This window comes from Mangrovibacter yixingensis, assembly GCF_020523985.1.
Classification (GTDB): domain Bacteria; phylum Pseudomonadota; class Gammaproteobacteria; order Enterobacterales; family Enterobacteriaceae; genus Mangrovibacter; species Mangrovibacter yixingensis.
In genome coordinates this window covers 1-23,091 of the sequence record NZ_JAIVKM010000017.1, presented here as the reverse complement: position 1 = coordinate 23,091, position 23,091 = coordinate 1, and the positions used below count along the sequence as shown (strand labels likewise).

The window sequence follows — 23,091 nt, the reverse complement described above, 5'->3', positions numbered from 1 at the left end:
GACAAGGTTATTCCGCCAGGACGGCGGAATAAGGCGAAACGAGGCATGGACGCCGAGTCGAGCCGGCCGCAGGCTGACTGCCCGGAGGTGAACGCAGTGCGCAGCACCGGTTGCCCGCGGAAAACCGGATTGTTAAGGGGCGGGCCCCTTAACACGTTCACCGTCTGTGAAACCACATTGAGCACACCACTTCAGGTGAACGGAACTTTCACCACACTGACATCCGGTTCAGTGAATATAACCCGAACCACATTCTGCCAGTACCGAGCCGGTTGCGCGCCGTGTCAGCCACACAGGTTTCTCTCACCACCCGCGCCCGGCGCACGCAGGGGGCCCGGCCCCCCTGCACCCCCGTCGGTGGCTGGCAAAATCGCCGCTTCGCGGACATTCGGCTTAGCCCGGCAGGCTTTTCGGGTACCGCTCCGAGTCGGCTTCCTGCCTCCCGTCGCTCTGCCTGCGTCCTGCAGGCAGCCCCGGCCCGCCAGGCACGCCTCAACGATTTCGAGGCCACTAACACCACCGCCTGTAAGCCTTAAGCAAAACACAAAGAAAACATACCGAATGCTTACTCACAGCCACACCAGACAACACAAGCCCTCCAGCACCCGCAGCGTGGGCTGAGTCGCGTAAAACCGGTGAACCGCAGAAAGGAAGACAAGGTTATTCCGCCAGGACGGCGGAATAAGGCGAAACGAGGCATGGATGCCGAGTCGAGCCGGCCGCAGGCTGACTGCCCGGAGGTGAACGCAGTGCGCAGCACCGGTTGCCCGCGAAAAACCGGATTGTTAAGGGGCGGGCCCCTTAACACGTTCACCGTCTGTGAAGCCACATGAACCACATCACTTCAGGTGAACGGAACTCTCACCGAACCAGCATCAGCACAAGGTGAACGGAACTTTCACCGAACCAGCATCAGCACAAGGTGAACGGAACTTTCACCGAACCAGCATCAGCACAAGGTGAACGGAACTTTCACCGAACCAGCATCAGCACAAGGTGAACGGAACTTTCACCGAACCAGCATCAGCGCAAGGTGAACGGAACTTTCACCAAACCAGCATCAGCGCAAGGTGAACGGAACTTTCACCGAACCAGCATCAGCGCAAGGTGAACGGAACTTTCACCGAACCAGCATCAGCGCAAAGTGAACGAAACTCTCACCACACTAACATCTGGTAAAAGAACCCATCACCCCACAATCCTGTAAAACACTCATCCAAACCAACCTGGCACACAAATCCGACAAGACCCCGCGTAATACCCAGGATCAAAAAAGGGGGCAAAGCCCCCTTTAATCAAAATACAAACTGCATCACTGACAACCCACGAGCCAGCAAATTCGCCGGGTCAGCCGCAGGCTTGTCATTGTGATCTTCTTCTGGCAACTGGTCCAAATCCCCTTCTACATGGGTATTTTCCAGCAAATAACGTGTCGCACGGACTCGCGCCCATGGGTAAGCCAGAAAGGCAGTAATGCTGCAAACAAGCAGATTGCTAACAACCAGCCACACAAACGCACCGACTCGCGCAGTGGAACGGAAGCGAATAGCTCCGTTATGCAGGCTTGCCTGGCTATAGATATAGTTACGTATCGCCACGTAGCCGTAGCAATAGCACACCAAAATCCCCAGCATATAGATGAAATAACCCAGTACGACTGAACCCGCCGACTGCATTACAGCCATCATAATTGCATCTTGCGCTGCACCGGTATACATCATCAGTCGCAACATAGGAGCGACAATTAAATACCCGGAAACAATCATAAAGGGAATAAATAACAGTACCGCCTTCAGAACAATAACGGTACATTTTTTTGTTTTAAGGCTCACGTCAAATTTCACATTGCCGTATTGCAAATTATTAATCAATAATTTGCCCCACTGTGAAATATACAGTCCTTGCATTAGGGCCACGCCAACCATTGAAACAACGAGCACCAATACAGAACCAGCGATAATAATACCGCCGTTCATTGACGAGCTCATAATCTTCACAATGATGCTCGAAATAATCACGATGGCCAAAGCGAGCAGCAATGGCTGCCCCAGCATCACCCACCAGGCGCGCAACGGATTGGTGCGGAAGTTAAAACGCACACCATTCAACGTGGTCATCATTGCCTGGTAACGCAAACCTTGCATGATTAACCAGGGTGAAAAAAGTATAAACAACAGCACCATAATCAGTGAAAGCACTGCATTATTATGGGCAATATTCACTAAAAAAATGCCATACAGCACGGCGAGACACAACCAGCCACCCAGAATAGATTTACCCGTTGCGTGATAGGCGAAATTTTTACCGGCTAATTCTGTATTTTCATAGAAATAACGGCGTGAACGAACAAAGGCCCAGGGGAGAAACAACCCAAGAGTAATGATGGTCAGAATAGCGTTTACCAGCCAGATAACAAAAAATTCACCACCCGTACCTTTGAAGGACATAGCACGAACGGGGCTGTTTACCATCCCGTCATTTACGTCTGACATAACAATCCTTAGTTAAAATTTGAATAAAAACAATAAGTTAATGAGATATATTTTCTCTGTGTGCATTCAGGCCTTTTTATTGTAAAGTGTATTTACAAAAATAAATATACCTGGATTAACGGGGTTGTTATTCGTACTAACTAATGTTATTAGCAGGGCAATATTAAATATATAGCCAAAATAATTCAGACGATTCTTAAGAGAAAATAATGAGCGGTGAAGAATTTATATCACGTGAAATAACAGCAGAAGATAACCCGGCTATTGCAAATGTTATTCGCCAGGTATCTGCTGAATATGGATTAACAGCAGATAAAGGCTATACCGTTGCAGACCCCAATCTGGATGCACTGTATCAACTCTACAGCCAGCCAGGCCATGTGTACTGGGTTGTCGAACATCAAGGGAAAATTGTTGGAGGAGGAGGCCTGGCACCTTTAGCCTGTGGCGACAGTGATACCTGTGAATTACAGAAAATGTATTTTCTGCCTGTTGCACGTGGCAAAGGGTTGGCCAAAAAACTGGCACTTCAGGCACTGGAGTTTGCACAACAGTGGGGTTACCGCCAGTGTTACCTGGAAACAACAAGCTCACTGACCCAGGCTATAGGGTTATATGAGCGCCTGGGGTTTAAACATATTGATCAGTCCATGGGCTGTACAGGCCATGTTGATTGCGAAGTACGCATGCTAAAAACACTGTGATACTTAATTAATCCAGGTTGGCCGGGACACCACTATGAAAACGGAACTCGGTATCGCCTGACTGTATCAATACAGCCTCCGCCTCACCAATTTCCCGTACTCGCTCCTGAATATCATCCGCTGATATTTGCTGGGCAAGCGCCAGGTAATCCTGATAATGGCGGGCTTCTGATCTCAGTAAAGAGAGATAAAATTTTTGTAGGTCGGCGTCCAGCAAGGGGGCCAGTGCTGCAAAACGCTCACAGGAACGCGCTTCTATATAGGCACCACAGATCAGTTTATCTACCAGCGTCGCTGGCTCGTGTGTGCGGATGCTACGCAGTAACCCTTTGGCATAACGGCTGGCCGTTATTTTCACATAAGGGATATTCCGCGCCGCCATAACTTCCCTCACTTGCCAGAAGTGGTGTAATTCTTCTTTGATAAGCAGCACCATGCGGCCAATAAGCTCCTGTTCCCACGGGTCGCAGGTTTGTGGCATGGCACTTTTACTGATTTGTTTATGCAGCGCAATAAAATCGGGTTCCGGGCCTTCGCGAAAGGTAAATGCTTCGTAGGGCTGCAGCCATTCAAGCAGCATTGCTGCAGTTTCAGGGTCGGCTACATATTTGCGAATCATCAGCATGGCTGTTTGTGCGGCTTTCAGTTCACACACCATGTGGTCTGTCAGCAGTAAAGGTAAATTCTCTGGCTTGCGGGCCTCGTGTAACCAGGCTTCGGGTGTGGTGCAGTGGAGAAATTGTAATACAGGGGCAAGAATTTCGGGGTAAGTCATCTAACGGTTCCAGGCTTAATACGGCGGGTTACCCCGCCGCGTTATCATGAATTAGTGGCGGACGCCGTCGTCGTCTTCATCCACATAATCATCATCGTCGTCATCGCCGCCGTCTTCACCATTCGGGTCTTCGTAGTAAGTTCCCCAGCCGTCATACTCCACTTCGAATTTTTCGGCCAGGTCCATTAACTGCTCAACCTGAGTGTCAATAATCTCAGCGTTTAACGCACATTCACTGATGGCATCGCAGCAAATAACCACTTCTCCGCCATCCAGTTCCAGTTCTTCCGGGTCGGTTACTTCATAACCCAGCTTAAAGGCTTCCACAGCCACTTTCTCCAGACTCTCAAAGTCATCTGCGGACAGGTGGTGTTCAATGGTGTACAGCGCATCCGGGTCGCTGCCATCTTCAAGTAATTCTTCAATAACCAAACGCGTTTCTTCGCGTTGTTCGTCCAGCAGTTCAGGGTTTGCCATAAGAGAGCCCTCCGTAAGTTGGCATACGGCGCTATTCTCCCACAGGCGGGGCCTTGCCTCCACACTCATGTGCAAAGATTTATGCCTTCGGGGTTGAAAATGAATATTCATACATATAAAGTGAATTTTAATTCAACTAGTGGTTTTGACCATGAGAGGCAAAAATGTCCTGGTTCTATAAGAAACACTTTCTGAAATTGCTCGACTTCACACCCAGCCAATTACACGAGCTACTGGCTCTGGCCGCTAAATTAAAACACGACAAGAAAAACGGCACAGAAGCACAGCACCTGCAGGGGAAAAACATCGCGCTCATCTTCGAAAAAGACTCCACGCGCACCCGGTGCTCTTTCGAAGTTGCCGCTTACGACCAGGGGGCCCGCGTAACCTGGATTGGCCCAAGTGGTAGCCAGATTGGCCATAAAGAATCCATTAAAGATACCGCCCGGGTTCTGGGGCGGATGTACGATGGCATTCAATACCGTGGGCACGGACAGGAAATTGTCGAAACGCTGGCCCAATATGCAGGAGTGCCTGTGTGGAATGGCCTGACGAATGAATTCCATCCCACTCAGTTAATGGCAGATTTACTCACCATGCAGGAGCACCTGCCTGATAAAGCATTTAACCAGATGACTTTGGTGTATGCCGGAGATGCCCGTAATAACATGGGGAACTCCATGCTGGAAGCCGCAGCATTAACTGGCCTGGACCTGCGTCTGGTGGCTCCAAAAGCCTGCTGGCCGGATGAACAACTGGTAACAGAGTGCCTGGCACTGGCAAAAGCCAACGGCGGTAATATCACCCTGACTGAGGATATTTCCAGTGGTGTAAAAGGTGCCGACTTCATTTATACCGATGTGTGGTTGTCTATGGGCGAAGCCAAAGATAAGTGGGCTGAACGTATCGCGCTGTTAAGATCTTACCAAGTGAACTCACAGATGCTGGCGCTGAGCGGAAATCCAGATGTGAAATTCCTGCACTGCCTGCCTGCTTTTCATGATGACCAGACCACAACAGGTAAGCAGATGGCTGAGGAATATGGCCTGGTGGGCGGCATGGAAGTGACGGATGAGGTGTTTGAGTCTGCAAATAGTATTGTGTTTGATCAGGCGGAAAACCGGATGCATACCATTAAAGCGGTGATGGTGGCGACGCTGGCGGATTTGTAGTTGGTAGATGGGGGAGCTTGTTCACTGAACCTGACAGCTGTGCAGTAACTGTTTCGATCACTTTGTACTGATGACGGTTTGGTGAGAGTTTCGTTCACTTGATGTCAGTACGGTGAAAATTCCGTTCACTTGAAGTGATGAAGCTAATGTGGCTTCACAGACGGTGAACGTGTTAAGGGGCCCGCCCCTTAACAATCCGGTTTTTCGCGGGCAACCGGTGCTGCGCACTGCGTTCACCTCCGGGCAGTCAGCCTGCGGCCGGCTCGACTCGGCGTCCATGCCTCGTTTCGCCTTATTCCGCCGTCCTGGCGGAATAACCTTGTCTTCCTTTCTGCGGTTCACCGGTTTTACGCGACTCAGCCAGCGCTGCAGGTGCTGGAGGGCTTGTGTTATCTGGTGTGGCTGCGGTACGTTCACTTTGAACTGATGCCGGTTCGGTGAAAATTCCGTTTACTTTGCACTGATGCCAGTGTGGTGAGAGTTCCGTTCACTTCAAGTGATGTGGTTCATGTGGCTTCACAGCCGGTGAACGTGTTAAGGGGCCCGCCCCTTAACAATCCGGTTTTCGCGGGCAACCGGTGCTGCGCACTGCGTTCACCTCCGGGTAGTCAGCCTGCGGCCGGCTCGACTCGGCGTCCTGCCTCGTTTCGCCTTATTCCGCCGTCCGGGCGGAATAACCTTGTCTTCCTTTCTGCGGTTCACCGGTCTTACGCGACCCAGCCAGCGCTGCAGGTGCTGGAGGGCTTGTGTTGTCTGGTGTGGCTGCGGTACGTTCACTTTGAACTGATGCCGGTTCGGTGAAAATTCCGTTTACTTTGCACTGATGCCAGTGTGGTGAGAGTTCCGTTCACTTCAAGTGATGTGGTTAATGTGGTTTCACTGCCGGTGAACGTGTTAAGGGGCCCGCCCCTTAACAATCCGGTTTTCCGCGGGCAACCGGTGCTGCGCACTGCGTTCACCTCCGGGCAGTCAGCCTGCGGCCGGCTCGACTCGGCGTCCTGCCTCGTTTCGCCTTATTCCGCCGTCCGGGCGGAATAACCTTGTCTTCCTTTCTGCGGTTCACCGGTTTTACGCGACTCAGCCAGCGCTGCAGGTGCGGGAATGCTTGTGTTGTCTGGTGTGGCTGTGAGTAAGGCATTCGGTATATTATCTTTGTGTTTTGCTTAAGGCTTACAGGCGCGGGGGTTAGTGGCCTCGAAATCGTTGAGGCGTGCCTGGCGGGCCGGGGCTGCCTGCAGGGATGCAGGCAGAGCGACGGGAGGCAGGAAGCCGACTCGGAGCGGTACCCGAAAAGCCTGCCGGGGTAAGCCGAATGTCCGCGAAGCGGCGATTTTGCCAGCCACCAACGGGGGTGCAGGGGGGCCGGGCCCCCTGCGTGCGCCGGGCGCTGTTGGTGAGTGAAACCTGTGTGGCTGACACGGCGCGCAATTTGCTCTGTGCTGGCAGAATATGGTTCGGGTTACATTCGCTGGACCGGATGCCGGTGTGGTGAAAATTCCGTTACCTTGCTTGGTGTGACTATGGATTCCGTACCCGGTACATCTTCCTTCCCCTGGCTCAAAACACAAACCACAGGCATAAAAAACCGGGGCAGGGCCCCGGTTGGTGTCTTGTTGCATAGCAGCTTACAGCGCGGCGATAACAGCCTGTTGCTCAATCAGTTTCGCTTTTGATTCAGCGTAACCGGTCAGTTTTTCACGCTCTTTGGCAACTACGGCTTCTGGTGCGCGGGCAACAAAGCCTTCGTTAGAAAGCTTGCTCTCAATACGGGCAATTTCACCGTCGATTTTCGCCACTTCTTTTGCCAGACGATCCAGCTCAGCGGCTTTATCGATAAGGCCAGCCATTGGGATCAGCAGCTCTGCGCCGTCGATAATTTTGGTCACGGAAACCGGGCCTTTATCATCGGCTGGCAGCACAGTAATGCTTTCCAGGCGCGCCAGCGTTTGCAGGAAGTTGCGGTTAGCATTTACACGGGCAACCACAGCTTCGCTGGCGTTACGCAGCAGCACTTCCAGCGGTTTACCCGGTGCAATGTTCATTTCTGCACGGATGTTACGCACGGCGGTGATTGCCTGTTTCAGCCACTCGGTATCGGCCAGAGCTGCTTCATCAACCAGTGTGCTGTCAAAAGCCGGGATCGGCTGCAGCATAATGGTATCGGCAGTGATGCCTTTCAGCACTTTCACACGCTGCCAGATAGTTTCCGTAATAAACGGAATAATCGGGTGTGCCAGGCGCAGCAGCGCTTCCAGTACGGTAACCAGCGTATTACGGGTACCGCGCAATTCGGCTTCGCTGCCACCGTTCATTACCGGCTTGGTCAGTTCCAGGTACCAGTCACAGAACTGGTTCCAGGTGAACTCATACAGAATATTGGCGGCGATATCGAAACGGTAGTTATCCAGCGCTTCGCGGTAGGCTTTCACCGTTTGGTTGAATTCCGCCAGGATCCAGCGGTCTGCCAGTGACAGCACTTTCTCGCCACCGTTAAAGCCGCAATCCTGCTCTTCGGTGTTCATCAGCACAAAGCGGCTGGCGTTCCACAGCTTATTACAGAAGTTACGGTAACCTTCCAGGCGCTTCATATCCCAGTTGATATCACGGCCAGTAGAAGCCAGTGCAGCCAGGGTGAAACGCAGTGCATCGGTGCCGTGCGGTTCAATACCGTTCGGGAACTGTTTCTCGGTGCGCTTGCGGATTTTTTCTGCCAGTTGCGGCTGCATCATGTTGCCGGTGCGTTTTTCCAGCAAGGCTTCCAGCGAAATACCGTCCACCATATCCAGCGGGTCAATCACGTTACCTTTGGACTTGGACATTTTCTGCCCTTCGTCATCACGGATAAGCCCGGTCATGTATACAGTGTGGAACGGCACCTGCGATTTACCGTCTTCATCTTTAATGAAGTGCATGGTCATCATGATCATGCGCGCAATCCAGAAGAAGATGATATCGAAGCCGCTCACCATCACGGTGGATGGGTGGAACGCTTTCAGTGCTTCGGTATTTTCCGGCCAACCCAGGGTGGAGAACGTCCACAGTGCAGAGGAGAACCAGGTATCCAGCACGTCTTCGTCCTGGTTCAGGGCGATGTCTGCAGGGATATTGTTTTCCTGGCGCACTTCGTCTTCGGTGCGGCCAACATACACATTACCCTGTGCGTCGTACCATGCCGGAATACGGTGGCCCCACCACAACTGGCGGGAAATACACCAGTCCTGAATGTCGCGCATCCAGGAGAAATACATGTTTTCGTATTGTTTCGGAACGAACTGGATATCGCCGTTTTCGACGGCTTCAATCGCCGGTTCCGCCAGCGGAGCAACACGCACATACCACTGGTCAGTCAGCATTGGTTCAATAACCACACCGCCACGGTCGCCGTAAGGCACGGTCAGGTCGTGAGGTTTGATTTCAACCAGCAGGCCTGCGGCATCAATTGCGGCCACAATGGCTTTACGTGCAGCGAAGCGCTCCAGTTTTTGGTATTCAGCCGGAATATCGCTGCTGTAAACGGTGGATTCAACACCATTGGTATCGAACACCTGAGCACTTTCACGGATATCGCCGTCAAAGGTCAGAATGTTGATCATCGGCAACTGGTGACGTTTACCGACTTCGTAGTCATTGAAATCGTGCGCCGGGGTGATTTTCACGCAACCGGTGCCTTTTTCCATATCGGCGTGTTCATCGCCCACTACCGGAATACGGCGGTTAACCAGCGGCAGCACAACATATTTGCCGATCAGGTCTTTATAACGCGGGTCTTCCGGGTTTACCGCAACACCGGTATCGCCCAGCAGTGTTTCCGGGCGGGTGGTGGCAACAACCAGGTAATCTTTACCGTCTGCGGTTTTCGCACCATCGGCCAGCGGGTAGCGGATATGCCACATAGAGCCTTTAGACTCGCGGTTTTCCACTTCCAGGTCGGAAATCGCGGTACGCAGTTTCGGGTCCCAGTTGACCAGGCGCTTACCACGATAAATCAAATCTTCTTTATACAGGCGGACAAACACTTCTTTCACCGCGTTGGACAAGCCATCGTCCATGGTGAAGCGCTCGCGCTCCCAGTCTACCGAGTTACCCAGGCGGCGCATCTGGCGGGTAATGGTGCCGCCAGATTCTGCTTTCCACTGCCAAATTTTATCGATAAAGGCATCGCGGCCATAATCGTGGCGGGTTTTCCCTTCTTCGGCAGCAATTTTGCGCTCGACCACCATCTGCGTGGCGATACCGGCGTGGTCGGTCCCCACCTGCCACAGCGTGTTTTTACCCTGCATGCGCTGGTAGCGGATCATGGTGTCCATGATGGTCTGCTGGAAGGCGTGACCCATATGCAAACTGCCGGTGACATTCGGCGGTGGGATCATGATGCAGAAGCTTTCCTGGCTGTTATCGCCATTGGGTTTAAAGTAGCCCTGCTGTTCCCAGTGCTCGTAAAGCGGCTGTTCGATATCTTGTGGGTTATATGTCTTTTCCATTTCTGCTATGTCGTTCCGGGCACCGAGGGGGTGGCCGTGGTCAAGTGGAAACCAGCCGTGCGATACGCTTTGTAGCGTTCACGCGCCAGTTGTTTCTGGGATTCTTCGTAAGGAACGAAGTCTATCACTTCATGGAAAGCGGTGGCAAAATCTGCGAACCCAGGCAGCAGGCTGATAAGAATATCTCGGGGGGCGTTGCCACGGCGTTGCGGCCAGGCAAGCTCTACCGGCGCGCCAAAACGCGGGCCTTCACCAGCCAGGTTATGGGGCACAAAACGGTGGGGTTCGCGCTGCCATAGCGCTTCATCTAACCGGATAGCCTGTTGTTCGTCTTCACAGGCAACCAGCACACGCTTGCCTTCCCGCCAACGTTCTGCCGCCAGCTCGCACACCAGCGCTTCGACGGCGCTTAGCGGGCCTGCCGGGGTATCGTTATCCAGAAGATAGAACGTTGCGTTTTTCATGATTTCCGGGTGTTGTGTCGGTGACAGTTCACTCACGCCGAGCTCCTGGTTTGAGCACCGGTTTTCCCGGGGGTGAGTATGGCGCCTTCAAGGCGGTGCCAGCCTGTTGGCAAGCGAGCCGGGGCGAATGCGGGCGCATACGCCGCCAGGCGGTCCGCAAGCATACCACGATGGGGGCCTGTTGTGCACGGGTAAGCCCGCACCTGGCAGGCCTTCCCCGTAAAACACTCGCCCCTGCGGTGAAGCAGGGGACGGAGGTTACTCTTCGTTACCAAGGCCCGCACGGTTGAGCAGGAACTGCGCCAGCATCGCCACCGGGCGGCCAGTGGCCCCTTTCGCTTTCCCGGAACGCCAGGCAGTACCGGCAATGTCCAGGTGCGCCCAGTTGTATTTACGGGCAAAGCGCGACAAGAAGCAGGCAGCGGTAATTGCCCCACCAGGGCGGCCACCAATGTTTGCCATATCGGCAAAATTGGAATCCAGCTGGTCCTGGTACTCATCGCCCATTGGCAAGCGCCACGCGCGGTCGCCGGATTGCTCAGACGCCCCAAGCAGCTCGTGAGCCAGCGGGTTATGGTTAGACATCAGCCCGGTAAGATGGTGGCCAAGCGCAATCACACATGCCCCGGTGAGTGTGGCGATATCTACCACGACATCCGGTTCGAAGCGTTCAACGTAGGTCAGTACATCGCACAGCACCAGGCGGCCTTCGGCATCGGTATTCAGCACTTCAACTGTTTGGCCAGACATAGTGGTGAGCACATCGCCTGGGCGGTAAGCACGCCCGCCAGGCATGTTTTCACAACCTGCCAGCACACCAATCACGTTGATGGGCAGTTGCAGCTCCGCCACCATGCGCATTACACCGTAAACAGACGCCGCGCCGCACATGTCGTACTTCATTTCGTCCATGCCTTCGGCAGGTTTAATGGAAATACCGCCGGAGTCAAACGTCAGGCCTTTACCCACCAGAACCACCGGGCGGGCATCGGCAGACGGGTCGCCTTTGTATTCAATAACCGACATCAGGGATTCGTTCTGGGAACCCTGGCCGACAGCCAGGTAGGAATTCATCCCCAGCTCTTTCATTTGTTGCTCGCCAATCACTCGGGTGACTACATTTTTACTGTAGGCATCTGCCAGTTGGCGCGCCTGAGACGCCAGGTAAGCCGCATTACAGATATTCGGCGGCATGTTCCCCAGGTCTTTAGCGGCTTTAATCCCTGCTGCAATAGCCAGACCATGCTGGATTGCACGCTCGCCACTGGTGAGTTCCCGGCGGGTTGGCACGTTAAACACCATTTTGCGCAGCGGGCGACGTGGCTCGGTTTTGTTGGTTTTTAACTGGTCGAAACTGTAAAGGGTTTCTTTTGCGGTCTCGACAGCCTGACGCACTTTCCAGTACGTACTGCGGCTTTTCACGTGCAGCTCAGTCAGAAAACAGACGGCTTCCATCGAACCCGTATCGTTCAGGGTGTTAATGGTTTTCTGAATCACCTGTTTGTACTGGCGCTCATCCAGCTCACGCTCTTTACCACAGCCAATCAGCAGGATGCGCTCAGAAAGCACATTCGGGACGTGATGCAGTAATAATGTTTGCCCAGGCTTCCCTTCCAGTTCACCGCGCCGTAACAATGCGCTGATATAACCGTCGCTGATTTTATCGAGTTGTTCTGCGATTGGGGACAGGCGGCGCGGTTCGAATACACCCACGACGATACAGGCGCTCCGCTGTTTCTCCGGGCTGCCGCTTTTTACACTGAACTCCATGCACTACGCTCCTGAATCTTAAAGACAACAGCGGCTTGTACGGATAGAATTGAAAACTTTCGTAACTCGCACTCCGCTGTTGCGGTGACTTCGTGTTAATCTTAACGGACGTTTTACTGGTTTCCGCTCGTCACTTATCAGGCCGTGAAACCTGAAGCCGATAGATTATTTAATCTTAGCGGTGTTTTCGACGACTCAAGAGAATAAATGACGTATAAGCGATGAAACAAGCAATTTTCCTGCAAAAAGACTCGTTTTCACAGGCGTATTTAATGTGATAATCATAAGATATCTTGTACGGGAGACACTCAAAAGCCAATTGGCGATTCTGTTCATCCTGTTACTTATCTTCTTCTGTCAGAAGCTGGTCAGGATACTGGGCGCAGCGGTTGACGGTGAAATCCCCACGAATTTAGTGCTCTCCTTATTAGGTTTGGGCGTGCCTGAAATGGCGCAATTAATATTGCCTCTCAGTCTTTTCCTGGGCCTGTTAATGACCTTCGGCAAGCTGTATTCCGAAAGTGAAATAACGGTAATGCATGCATGCGGGCTGAGTAAATCAGTGCTGGTTAAGGCCGCAGGCGTATTAATGTTACTGACCGGTGCTGTTGCGGCGGTGAACGTAATGTGGGCCGGGCCCTGGTCATCACGCCACCAGGATGAAGTGCTGGCAGAAGCAAAAGCCAACCCCGGTATGGCGGCGCTGGCTGCCGGGCAGTTCCAGCAGTCTTCCGATGGCAACTCGGTGCTGTTTATTGAAGGCGTGGACGGTAGCAAATTCCACGATGTGTTCCTTGCGCAGTTGCGCCCGAAAGGCAATGCCCGGCCATCTGTTGTTGTGGCGGATTCCGGCAAACTGGCGCAGCGGCCAGATGGCTCCCAGGTGGTCACACTGAACAAAGGCACACGTTTTGAAGGCACGGCGTTGCTGCGTGATTTCCGGATTACGGATTTCCAGGACTACAAAGCGATTATTGGCCACCAGGCTGTGGCGCTGGACCCGAACGACACCGACCAAATGGATATGCGCACTTTGTGGAACACAGATACACCTTCAGCCCGAGCTGAGCTGCACTGGCGTATTACCCTGGTGTTGGCGGTGGCGATTATGGCGCTGATGGTGGTGCCGCTCAGTGCGGTTAACCCACGCCAGGGCCGGGTATTATCCATGCTACCTGCCATGCTGCTTTACCTGGTGTTCTTCTTGCTGCAAACCTCTATTCGTTCTAATGGTTCGAAAGGCAAGATTGACCCAGCCATGTGGATGTGGATTGTCAATGCACTGTACCTGGCGCTGGCCGTGGGCCTGAACCTGTGGGATACCGTGCCCATGCGTAAACTGCGCGCGCAGTTTGTTAAGAAAGGAGCGGTCTGATGGCAGGGTTTGGCGTTCTTGACCGCTATATTGGCAAGACCATCTTCAACACCATTATGATGACACTGTTTATGCTGGTGTCGCTTTCCGGCATTATCAAGTTCGTCGATCAGTTGAAAAAAGCCGGTGAGGGCGGTTACACCGCTGCCGGTGCCGGGCTGTATACCGTTCTCAGCATTCCTAAAGACATCCAGATTTTCTTCCCCATGGCAGCGCTGCTTGGCGCGTTGTTAGGGTTGGGTATGCTGGCACAACGCAGCGAACTGGTGGTGATGCAGGCTTCTGGTTTTACCCGCATGCAGGTGGCTGCTTCGGTAATGAAAACTGCCATCCCCCTGGTGTTGTTAACCATGGCGATTGGCGAGTGGGTTGCCCCGCAGGGCGAGCAAATGGCGCGTAACTACCGGGCGCAAATGATGTACGGCGGTTCGCTGCTTTCCACTCAGCAAGGTTTGTGGGCGAAAGACGGTAACAGTTTTGTGTTTATCCAGCGGGTAAAAGGCAACAACGAACTGGAAAACATCAGCATTTATCGCTTCAACAAAGAACGCCGCCTGCTTTCAGTTGAAAACGCGGCTTCGGCGAAGTTTGATAAAGACGCAAAAGTGTGGAAACTTTCGCAGATTGATGAATCTGACTTATCCAGCCCCACGCAGATTACCGGCTCGCAAAAAGTGAACGGCACCTGGAAAACCACACTCACCCCAGACAAACTGGGTGTGGTAGCGCTGGACCCACAGGCCTTGTCGATTAGCGGCTTGTATAACTACGTGAAGTACCTGAAATCCAGCGGGCAGGACCCAAGCAAATACCAGCTCAATATGTGGAGCAAAGTATTCCAGCCGGTGTCTGTGGCGGTAATGATGCTGATGGCGTTGTCGTTTATTTTCGGCCCGCTGCGTAGTGTGCCAATGGGTGTGCGCGTGGTAACCGGTATCAGTTGTGGCTTTGTGTTCTATGTGCTGGACCAGATTTTTGGCCCGCTGAGCCTGGTGTACCACATTCCACCAATTATGGGCGCACTCCTGCCCAGTGCATCCTTCCTGCTAATCAGCCTGTGGTTGCTGGTTAAACGCAGTTAGCTGCTGTTTGGTCATTGTGATGTTCAGCAAAACCCGCTCTGTGTAGCGGGTTTTTTGTTGGGTTTTCGCCCCAAAGAGATTCCCCCGTATTTTCCCCCAAAATGTGACCCCAGGCTGGTTTAGCTGCTGCCGTGCGCATCTTTTGACCATGCGGAAAAGCCGATGAGGTCAATACTTAAAGCAGGAAAGCTTACCAGCAACATTAACGGAAGATGGAGGAGCAGCATGGGTGAAGCAGAACTGATGGCGTTAAAGAATTTTGATTTTCTGGCACGCAGTTTTGCCCGCATGCGGGCACAAGGGCTTAAGGTGGATATGGAAGCGATCACCGGCAATATGACGGATGCCCAGCGAGTATGGTTTTGTGAACGGTTTCAGCGTTACTGCGAACAGGCGCAGTGCGCACGGGAACAGGAAAAGAAACTGGCGGCACAACAAAGCCGCACGGTTCAGGGAAGTAGTAAACTGGAAGAAGAAAGTGCCTGAAAGTGGCAAGTGAGCAAGCAGCAACTGAAAAACGGCCAGTGCACAGTGCGTGCCTGGCCGTTATTTATTCCCAATCAGCCGTTATCAGAAATCGGCCTGTAACACCACGCGGTAACGGGCCTTGCCGTCCCGCACATGTTGCAGTGCATCGTTAATTTTCGACATTGGGAACAGCTCGGTTTGCGGGGAAACATGCGCCCTGGCGGCCAGTTTCATTAACTGGCGCAGCTCAAACGGCGAACCGGTGGCAGAACCTGAGACACTGCGGTCACCGGCAATCAGAGTGAACGCCTGCACCGGGAACGGCTTCATTACCGCGCCAACAGTATGGAAGTTCCCGCCCCAGGCCAGCGCCTGGAAGTAGGGCTGCCAGTCCAGATCCACATTCACGGTGTTGATGATTAAATCAAACTGGCCTGCCAGTGCGGTAAGTGCCTGTGGATCGCGGCTGTTCACCACTTTATCGGCACCCATTTTCAGCACTTCCTGCTCTTTAGACGGGTTGGAACTGAATGCGGTAACTTCACAACCCATGGCACGCAGCAGTTTAATCGCAATGTGCCCCAGGCCACCAATCCCAATCACGCCCACACGGCTGTTGGCGGTGATATGGTGCATCAGCAGCGGTTTAAATACTGTAATACCACCGCACAACAACGGGCCCGCCGCCGCGACATCCATGGATTCCGGCAACGGGATTGTCCACTGCCAGTCTGCACGGATTTTGTTGGCAAAACCGCCTTTATTCAAAATGGTGGGCACACTGCCTTGCTGGCAGTTCACCTGGTTGCCACTGATGCAGGCATCGCAGTGGCCGCAACTGCGCGCTGTCCAGCCGATACCCACGCGTTGGCCCACTTTCAGGCCTTTATCCTGTGCTGCGCTACCCAGCGCACTGACCCGGCCAATAACTTCGTGCCCGGCAACCAGTGGGTAGCTGGACATGCCCCATTCGTTATCGATCATCGACAAGTCAGAGTGGCAAATACCACAATATTCTACGTCCACTTCGACATCTTCCGCGGCAAGCTCCCCGGCATCGAACTCATACAGTTCCAGTTGTGCACCAGCCTGCGGTGCAGCATAGCTTTTAATGATTGTCATGTTGGTTTCCTGATTTGAGGACTGACTTGAAGTGTAGAACATCTTACCGCACGCAACCCGGCTGTTAACCAGAGCGGCAAGCGTTTGATGTAACAAGATATGCTGGCGGAAGTGGGCAGGAAAAACCAGCACCTGGAATCTGATAGTGGTGGGGGCGGTTGTGGGGGGCCTGCACGGTAAGGTAATGATTGGGTTGGCGGTTTTTTCAGCATACGGTAGCAAGACGTGGGGATAAGCCTTGCGCCATGAATGGGAACAGGTATAATCCTTCACGTTTTCCGCATCCCCTTCTGTGCCGAAGTGGCGAAATCGGTAGACGCAGTTGATTCAAAATCAACCGTAGAAATACGTGCCGGTTCGAGTCCGGCCTTCGGCACCAAGACTTCTTCCAAGACCATCCGAGAAAGTCCACTAAACCCTTTAAAATCAACGCTTACAGCAATTTTCACGTCCAGCATCGTCCGGGACAGTCCGTTGAAATCCAGGGGGCACTGGGGGCATAATTGGGGGCATCTTAACTTCGATTAGAAATGTGCCCCCAAAATGAAGCTCAACGCCAGACAGGTAGAGACCGCAAAGCCTAAAGACAAAACCTACAAAATGGCCGATGGCGGTGGGTTGTATCTTGAGGTTTCTGCGAAAGGTTCCAAATACTGGCGCATGAAATACAGACGCCCTTCCGACAAAAAAGAGGATCGCCTGGCATTTGGTGTCTGGCCGACGGTTACGCTTGCTGAGGCAAGAGCAAAACGTGATGAAGCCAAAAAGCTGTTAGGGCAGGGGATTGACCCAAAAGCTGAACAGAAAGAAGCTCAGGCCGAAAATTCGGGGGCATATGCTTTCGAAACCATTGCCCGTGAATGGCATGCAAGTAACAAGCGCTGGAGTGAAGACCATCGCTCGCGTGTTCTGCGCTATCTTGAGCTTTATATTTTCCCTTATATCGGTTCGTCCGATATTCGTCAGCTCAAAACCAGCCACCTGTTAGCTCCGATTAAAAAAGTTGATGCCAGCGGTAAACATGACGTTGCCCAGCGCCTGCAACAGCGCGTCACGGCCATAATGCGTTATGCCGTACAGAACGATTACATCGACTCAAACCCGGCCAGTGATATGGCCGGTGCGTTATCAACAACCAAAGCGCGACACTACCCGGCTTTACCTTCCAGCCGCTTCCCAGAATTTCTCGCTCGTCTTGCTGCATACCGTGGCCGGATGATGACCCGGATTGCCGTAGAACTGTCTTTACTCACTTTTGTTCGCTCCAGCGAGTTACGTTTTGCAAGGTGGGAGGAGTTCGACTTTGAAAAAGCAATCTGGCGCATACCGGCAAAGCGGGAAGAAATTAAAGGTGTGCGTTACTCTCACCGTGGCATGAAGATGAAAGAGGAACATATCGTTCCGCTTAGCCGACAAGCTATGGTGTTATTGGAACAGCTTAAGCAAATCAGTGGTGATAAAGCGCTGCTTTTCCCCGGTGATCATGATGCTGCGAAAGTCATGAGTGAGAACACGGTTAACAGTGCCCTGCGAACAATGGGCTATGACACGAAAACCGAAGTTTGCGGGCATGGCTTTAGAACGATGGCGCGTGGTGCGTTGGGTGAGTCAGGGTTATGGAGTGATGATGCGATAGAACGGCAGTTGAGCCATTCAGAGCGTAACAATGTGCGTGCAGCTTATATCCATACCTCTGAGCATTTGGATGAGCGTAGGTTAATGGTGCAGTGGTGGGCTGATTACTTAAATGCGAACAAAGAAATATATGTTGCACCTTATGATTATGCTAAGTCGAATTAGTTTACGAGTGCAATTATGTGGGGTGTTATGTAATCATCACATTTTTGTAAGTTAGCTCTCATACTCAGTTTGAAATGTTAGCGGAATGAAGCGTAATGTGGTAATGGAATTTCCTTACTGGATAGACTGATCTTTTAAGGAAGTTACCATGCCTAAATTAAGAATATATTTCTCAGATTTTTTTAATGTTGAACCGGAAACAATAAAAGACTATGGTGCCTTCAATATTTCATTAATTAATGACCTTCCGTTATTTATAGATCCATTTTTGTTGTTTAATAATGAAAGATATAAGGAGTTGCACCAAGGTATAATAAAGTATGTTTCTTTTTTACGAGACCGGTCTCAACACGGCGAGTTGAATGGCGGATTAATTAAAAGTTGGTTTTTATTCCCTGAGGTAAAGCAGAACTGGTTAGGTTATAGCATTGTTGGTAACGGTGGTAGTGGGTTAGGTATTGATTTTGCAAAATCATTAAATAATTCATTTTCTAGTATATTGCAAAATTTTGGCAAAGAAGAAATAACGAAAGGTAGTCACCTTGAGAAATTGTGCTTAATCAAGGAAGGTGTTGGTAAGGATAGTGTAAGTGATTTTACCACCAACTTAATTAAATCTTTTTTATTAAAGTACACTGAAGATTTTGCCAGGAATAATATAGATAAAAAATATCTCTCAGAGCACATGGTGCCGAAGGTTGAATTCAACTATGAAACCCGAAGTTGGTCATCAAAGAAATTCACACTACCAACATATGATGGAGATTATGTTCTTTTGACGCCAAGAGATATACTTACAAAAGACGAAACTTGGATTAATAGAAATGAAATGATAGAGGATTTTAGAGATATATGTGATAGTATATCTAATGATCAATTACGTGGTCAGTTATCAGATTACTTTAATAGATGTTTGCCTGATGAGGCAAAGAAAAAAGAAAGGGAGTTGGCCGCGGATTTAACAATAAAGAACTACCCTAGCTTCATAGATTATTATATCCGTTATAAAGAACAGAACCCAAGTGGGGCTAATCGTGAGAGCGATGCAAAGGTAAGTGAAACTGAACGTAGATATGTTGAAGCTGTGCAGCTTTTAGTTAATATGATTTTTGAAAGGAATGAGGACTTCTTTCATGCAAAGGATGATACATTCGAAGAAACTTATAAACGCGTTAGATATCTTAAACAAGTAATTGAAAATAACAACGGATATAAAGTTTTCTACTTGAATGGTGTCCCTGTTAAACGAGAAGCTGATTTACAGTTAATGTTTAGATTGACATGGTTTGCTAGCATTTCAGATGTAAACAGCGAAGTTGATAATGGTAGAGGGCCAGTGGACTACAAAATATCTCGAGGCTCGAAAGATAAAACGTTAGTCGAGTTTAAATTAGCCAGTAACTCTAAGCTAAAGCAGAATCTAGCAAATCAGGTTAAAGTCTACGAGTCAGCAAATGAAACTAAAAAATCCATAAAGGTGATTTTGTATTTTAATGATGCAGAACTCTCTAGGTTAATTAAAGTGTTTAAAGAATTAGGGGTTAAAGAAAGCAAGGAACTGGTTTTAATTGATGCCAGACCTAATAAAGTATCGGCTTCGAATGTAAAATAACCCCTTGCGGGGTTATTTTTTAATTCTATACTTTAATTCTTCAATGCTGAAAGGAGGGGTTCTTTTATGGATCATTTTATGACAATTTGAGCAAACAGTAATTACATCTTTTAGATGGGTTTGAATCATTTCTTCTGAGTTACTTTCAGATAGTGGATTCAAGTGGTGACATTCTATGAATTCTTTTCCTATATCGCCGTAATACTCTTCAAAATCAAAGTTACAAACATGGCAGCGATACCCATGTATTTCTTTTGCTAACGATACAAGTCGTGGATTTCTAGAGAAAAAAGAAATTTCCTTTCTTTGTTGTAGCCCTTCCGTAAATAAAACTTCACTTTTCAAATCATTGCTATAAATTGATCTTCTGATTTTATGTAGATATCCATATGCACCATTGTGAATATTTAGCCTTTCTTCCGTAACTCTATAAATGCTACCATTTGGGCGGAATTTATGACTGTATCCTAAATCACTCACTAGCTCTTTCCATGTGTAGCTAATTACTTCGGATTCAAATAAGAATATTAAAGGAAAATGCTCGTCACCCCATAATGATTTTGACAACTCAGGCGACGATTCACTTAATATAAATTTTATTTTACATAATATGGGGATGTCTCCTTCCTTGGCTCTTGTCCTGACAAGTAATACAATATCACCAATTTGAATTTTTTTTATTATGCTTGCGGCTCCTTTGGGCACGCCCCATACGTTGCAAAATCCATCACTGAATTCCTCGTTTAATATTTTTTGGGTATATTCTGGATTGTTTGTGAAATTAGCAATAATCTCCGTATTTATTTTGTTATAAACTGTTCTGGGGAACGCACTTTCTGCTCCTTTTATACCAACTTCATGGAAGTAAAATTGCATTAATAAATCCTTGTATTTTTGGGGGGAACATTTTAGAACATTTTTGAGGATATACTTCTGGATGGATATTTGTCTACGGATGTATGTATTAAATCTGAAGTAGGTATTTGATACTAAGAATGACGGATTTTCGTCATCTCCGGGCAGATTTTCTTTCTATCTGCCCTGAACTCCTTAGAAGCCCGCTAACCCACTCAAATCACACCATCTCTATCCAGCATTCCCACGAATTTGAACGGCGCAACGACAAACACAGGAGAAAATAAATAATTAACTATTACTCCAGCGCGCAATGCTTTCCCCGCCTCGCCTGCCCGCTTTCCGGGGCGGTTTTAATGCATCTGCATTAGCGGCCTCAGCCCCTGCCAGCACTGGCGGGAACAGCATTAAAGGTAGTCATAAAACGCATGCAAAGCCATGCACCTTATGCATGCATGGCTTTTTTTGGGGAAAAATGCGGGATTTTCGCGGTTTTTTACGCAGGTGACTGCGCGGCCATGTCGGCACGTCGGCGGGTGTAAATCATGTTCTGTGCGGGGGTAAATTGCTCCCGGCTGTCATCGCGGGAAGGTGCTTCCGGCCGGTATCCGGCGGCCGTTAAAATCTCGTTGTCCCGTTCTGAATAAGTAATGTCATGCCCTCCGGCCAGCCACACCGACAGGGCTTCACGCAGGTATTCTGATGAACGGTCGAGGGCGCGCTTGCGTACCATTTCAGGCTGGCCGCTCAGGTGCATCAGTTCCGGGGCAAGAATGGCGGCCAGTGCTGCGCCGTTCTGCTGCATGAAGTCATTCAGCCCGGTGCGGATGCTGATGCGCTGCACTTCTTCATGTGAGCGGATATAGCGACCGGCGGCCTGATTCACTTCCCATTTTTTGATGTCAGTGATGTCGCGCAGTTCCTGCATTCTGGCCGGAATGGGGTCATCAAGGGCCAGAAGCTGTTCGCGGTATTCCTGTTCTGCCGCGGCCAGCTCTGATTTACGGTTCAGCCAGGCGGCTTTGTTGGTCTGGCAGGCCTCTGCGGCCTGCTGCAATGTGATGGTGGTCACCGGGTTTTCTCCTGGTCAGTGGCGGAACGGTGAGCGGTAACAGCCTTTTACCCTGCCGGTGGCTGTGGGTGCTGGCGGCACCGGTACGGGCTTTTCTTCCACCACCGGTGAGCGAATCACTTCAAAAATGGATTCATGGGTTTTGAAGGTGGCCGAGCACTCCAGATTCTGGCACTGGTGATAACGCTCCTTGACGTTTTCCGACATGTAGCGGCTGGTTCGCACATGGGCGGCCTGACGGCAGAACGGGCAGCACATCATGACAGTAACCCCCGCGCTTTCAGGTCAGACTCACGCTGGCGCATTTTCGCCTGCCAGACCTGACGCTGAACGGGCGTGGCCGCCACACCGTGTTCCATATGCGGCAGTGTGGCCGCCGACAGCCCGGTTTTGTACAGGACAGGTTCATCTGTCAGGCGGATATTGCAGTTTTTAACTGACCGCTCAAGCCAGTTTTTCACCTGCTGCATCACCGCCTGTTCCGGTTCGGTATAGCCCTGATGGCCGGTGGTGTTGGCAAGGGGATTTTCCCGTACCAGTACGCTTAATTTCATCGCCCGGACAAGCGCCCCGCAGGTTTCGCGTAATGCGGCATCCAGTTCATGTTCTGCGTACTGACTCAGGACATGGTGATGTGCCTGCCGCCACGCTCTGGCCGTGCCGTCGCAGGCTGCCCGCAGGTGGTCGCGCTCAAATGCCAGCACTTCCGAAAGGTTCTCGCATTCCTGCGCCAGCGTCCGGCGTGTCACCTGCTCAATATGCCGCTGTTTCAGTTCATCGGTCAGGATGGCACCACCGGCACGAAAGGCACTGCGCCATGCACCGGTGTCACCGTCGTTTTCCTGCTCCAGCGCGGTTTTCTGCTCTGCTGCCCGGCTGATGGCGGTGGTGATTTCATCCATCCGGCGGGCGTTTTCAAGATGGGCGACTCTGGCGCTGTCCAGTTGTGTCAGTGCCGGTTTCAGGTAATCAGGCATACGGGGTTTGGTCATGTTCGGGCTCCTCAGTGTTTCAAGATGAGGAGATTCTGCCGTGCCACACACAACAACACGACACATTGCCGTTGTGGCAAAAATGACACAGACAGACCTCAAAACCCGGCTTGCCAGGAAAAGGTCGCAGGAAACCCTTATCACTGGTTATTTTTATAATAAAAACTGTTCACTACTGTTCACTCTGAATAAAAAGATAAGTAATACAGTAAGATAAGAGGTGAACAGTTGGGAAATAAGTGTTCACTCAGTGTTCACTACTGTTCACCCCCCCCTGTTTTTTCTGTCGGTTATTTTCTTAGGCTTTTTATCGATTAAAAAATTAAAATATATAAATAAAAGTAATCAGGAATGGGCCATCAGTTTGCCAACAATAAC

19 protein-coding genes and 1 tRNA gene are annotated in these 23,091 nt (G+C 50.8%); 9 read left to right on the top strand and 11 right to left on the bottom strand.

Annotated features, from left to right (window positions below; translation table 11 throughout):
* Positions 1–1,295: 1,295 nt before the first annotated feature.
* Complete coding sequence (locus LC084_RS23035; RefSeq protein ID WP_226574596.1) at positions 1,296–2,492, bottom strand: YjgN family protein; 1,197 nt, start codon at positions 2,490–2,492, stop codon at positions 1,296–1,298.
* A 209-nt stretch (positions 2,493–2,701) separates the two neighbouring features.
* Between LC084_RS23035 and LC084_RS23030 the strand changes: the two genes are divergently transcribed.
* A complete protein-coding gene (locus LC084_RS23030) occupies positions 2,702–3,196 on the top strand; it encodes a GNAT family N-acetyltransferase (protein WP_226574594.1) in 495 nt (164 codons plus the stop codon).
* Positions 3,197–3,203: 7 nt separating this feature from the next.
* On the opposite strand, the gene miaE is transcribed toward LC084_RS23030, so the two are convergent.
* Together miaE and rraB are read right to left on the bottom strand one after the other, a co-directional pair.
* Complete coding sequence (gene miaE, locus LC084_RS23025) at positions 3,204–3,971, bottom strand: tRNA isopentenyl-2-thiomethyl-A-37 hydroxylase MiaE (protein WP_226574592.1); 768 nt, start codon at positions 3,969–3,971, stop codon at positions 3,204–3,206.
* A 51-nt stretch (positions 3,972–4,022) separates the two neighbouring features.
* Entirely contained in the window at positions 4,023–4,448 is a 426-nt protein-coding gene (gene rraB, locus LC084_RS23020) for a ribonuclease E inhibitor RraB (protein ID WP_226574590.1), read from the bottom strand.
* Between the two features lie 81 nt (positions 4,449–4,529).
* Here rraB and argL point away from each other — a divergent pair, with 81 nt between their 5' ends.
* Entirely contained in the window at positions 4,530–4,643 is a 114-nt protein-coding gene (argL, locus tag LC084_RS23400) for a putative translational regulatory protein ArgL (RefSeq protein WP_404808963.1), read from the top strand.
* The gene (gene argF / locus LC084_RS23010) at positions 4,613–5,620 is read left to right on the top strand and encodes an ornithine carbamoyltransferase (RefSeq protein WP_226574586.1); all 1,008 of its coding nucleotides are present in this window, start codon (positions 4,613–4,615) and stop codon (positions 5,618–5,620) included. Before argL ends, argF begins: the two co-directional genes overlap by 31 nt.
* 1,625 nt (positions 5,621–7,245) lie before the next feature.
* Here argF and LC084_RS23005 read toward each other — a convergent pair.
* From LC084_RS23005 to pepA, 3 genes are all read right to left on the bottom strand, one after another.
* Entirely contained in the window at positions 7,246–10,101 is a 2,856-nt protein-coding gene (locus LC084_RS23005) for a valine--tRNA ligase (RefSeq protein ID WP_226574585.1), read from the bottom strand.
* 5 nt (positions 10,102–10,106) lie between these two features.
* Entirely contained in the window at positions 10,107–10,565 is a 459-nt protein-coding gene (locus LC084_RS23000; RefSeq protein WP_226574598.1) for a DNA polymerase III subunit chi, read from the bottom strand.
* A 258-nt stretch (positions 10,566–10,823) separates the two neighbouring features.
* Positions 10,824–12,335, bottom strand: a complete 1,512-nt coding sequence (gene pepA, locus LC084_RS22995; protein ID WP_036106840.1) for a leucyl aminopeptidase — start codon at positions 12,333–12,335, stop codon at positions 10,824–10,826.
* Positions 12,336–12,609: 274 nt separating this feature from the next.
* Here pepA and lptF point away from each other — a divergent pair, with 274 nt between their 5' ends.
* The 3 genes from lptF (at position 12,610) to LC084_RS22980 (ending at position 15,278) form a co-directional block, all read left to right on the top strand.
* Complete coding sequence (gene lptF / locus LC084_RS22990) at positions 12,610–13,710, top strand: LPS export ABC transporter permease LptF (RefSeq protein ID WP_226574583.1); 1,101 nt, start codon at positions 12,610–12,612, stop codon at positions 13,708–13,710.
* Positions 13,710–14,792, top strand: coding sequence for an LPS export ABC transporter permease LptG (gene lptG, locus LC084_RS22985; protein WP_226574581.1), 1,083 nt, complete (start codon positions 13,710–13,712; stop codon positions 14,790–14,792). The genes lptF and lptG overlap by 1 nt, the downstream gene beginning before the upstream one ends.
* Before the next feature lie 225 nt (positions 14,793–15,017).
* Positions 15,018–15,278: a glycogen synthesis protein GlgS gene (locus tag LC084_RS22980; protein ID WP_226574578.1), complete on the top strand. Its 261-nt coding sequence runs from the start codon at positions 15,018–15,020 to the stop codon at positions 15,276–15,278.
* An 84-nt stretch (positions 15,279–15,362) separates the two neighbouring features.
* Here the strand turns inward: LC084_RS22980 and ahr are convergent, their stop codons facing one another.
* Positions 15,363–16,382 carry an NADPH-dependent aldehyde reductase Ahr gene (gene ahr, locus LC084_RS22975; RefSeq protein ID WP_226574577.1) on the bottom strand — a complete coding sequence of 340 codons (1,020 nt, stop codon included), beginning with the start codon at positions 16,380–16,382 and terminating at the stop codon, positions 15,363–15,365.
* Positions 16,383–16,676: 294 nt separating this feature from the next.
* Here ahr and LC084_RS22970 point away from each other — a divergent pair.
* From LC084_RS22970 to LC084_RS22960, 3 genes are all read left to right on the top strand, one after another.
* Positions 16,677–16,761, top strand: a tRNA-Leu gene (locus LC084_RS22970).
* Positions 16,762–16,925: 164 nt separating this feature from the next.
* Positions 16,926–18,182, top strand: a complete 1,257-nt coding sequence (locus LC084_RS22965; protein WP_226574575.1) for a tyrosine-type recombinase/integrase — start codon at positions 16,926–16,928, stop codon at positions 18,180–18,182.
* A 148-nt stretch (positions 18,183–18,330) separates the two neighbouring features.
* Positions 18,331–19,794, top strand: a complete 1,464-nt coding sequence (locus tag LC084_RS22960) for a hypothetical protein (protein WP_226574573.1) — start codon at positions 18,331–18,333, stop codon at positions 19,792–19,794.
* 12 nt (positions 19,795–19,806) lie between these two features.
* Here LC084_RS22960 and LC084_RS22955 read toward each other — a convergent pair whose 3' ends face one another.
* The 4 genes from LC084_RS22955 to LC084_RS22940 form a co-directional block, all read right to left on the bottom strand.
* Positions 19,807–20,670 (bottom strand): HNH endonuclease, encoded by an 864-nt coding sequence (locus LC084_RS22955; protein ID WP_226574571.1) that lies wholly within the window; start codon positions 20,668–20,670, stop codon positions 19,807–19,809.
* Positions 20,671–21,145: 475 nt separating this feature from the next.
* The gene (locus LC084_RS22950) at positions 21,146–21,721 is read right to left on the bottom strand and encodes a phage polarity suppression protein (protein WP_226574569.1); all 576 of its coding nucleotides are present in this window, start codon (positions 21,719–21,721) and stop codon (positions 21,146–21,148) included.
* A 15-nt stretch (positions 21,722–21,736) separates the two neighbouring features.
* Entirely contained in the window at positions 21,737–21,982 is a 246-nt protein-coding gene (locus LC084_RS22945; protein ID WP_226574566.1) for an ogr/Delta-like zinc finger family protein, read from the bottom strand.
* Positions 21,979–22,713, bottom strand: a complete 735-nt coding sequence (locus LC084_RS22940) for a glycoprotein 3 (RefSeq protein ID WP_226574564.1) — start codon at positions 22,711–22,713, stop codon at positions 21,979–21,981. The genes LC084_RS22945 and LC084_RS22940 overlap by 4 nt, the downstream gene beginning before the upstream one ends.
* Positions 22,714–23,091 lie beyond the last annotated feature (378 nt).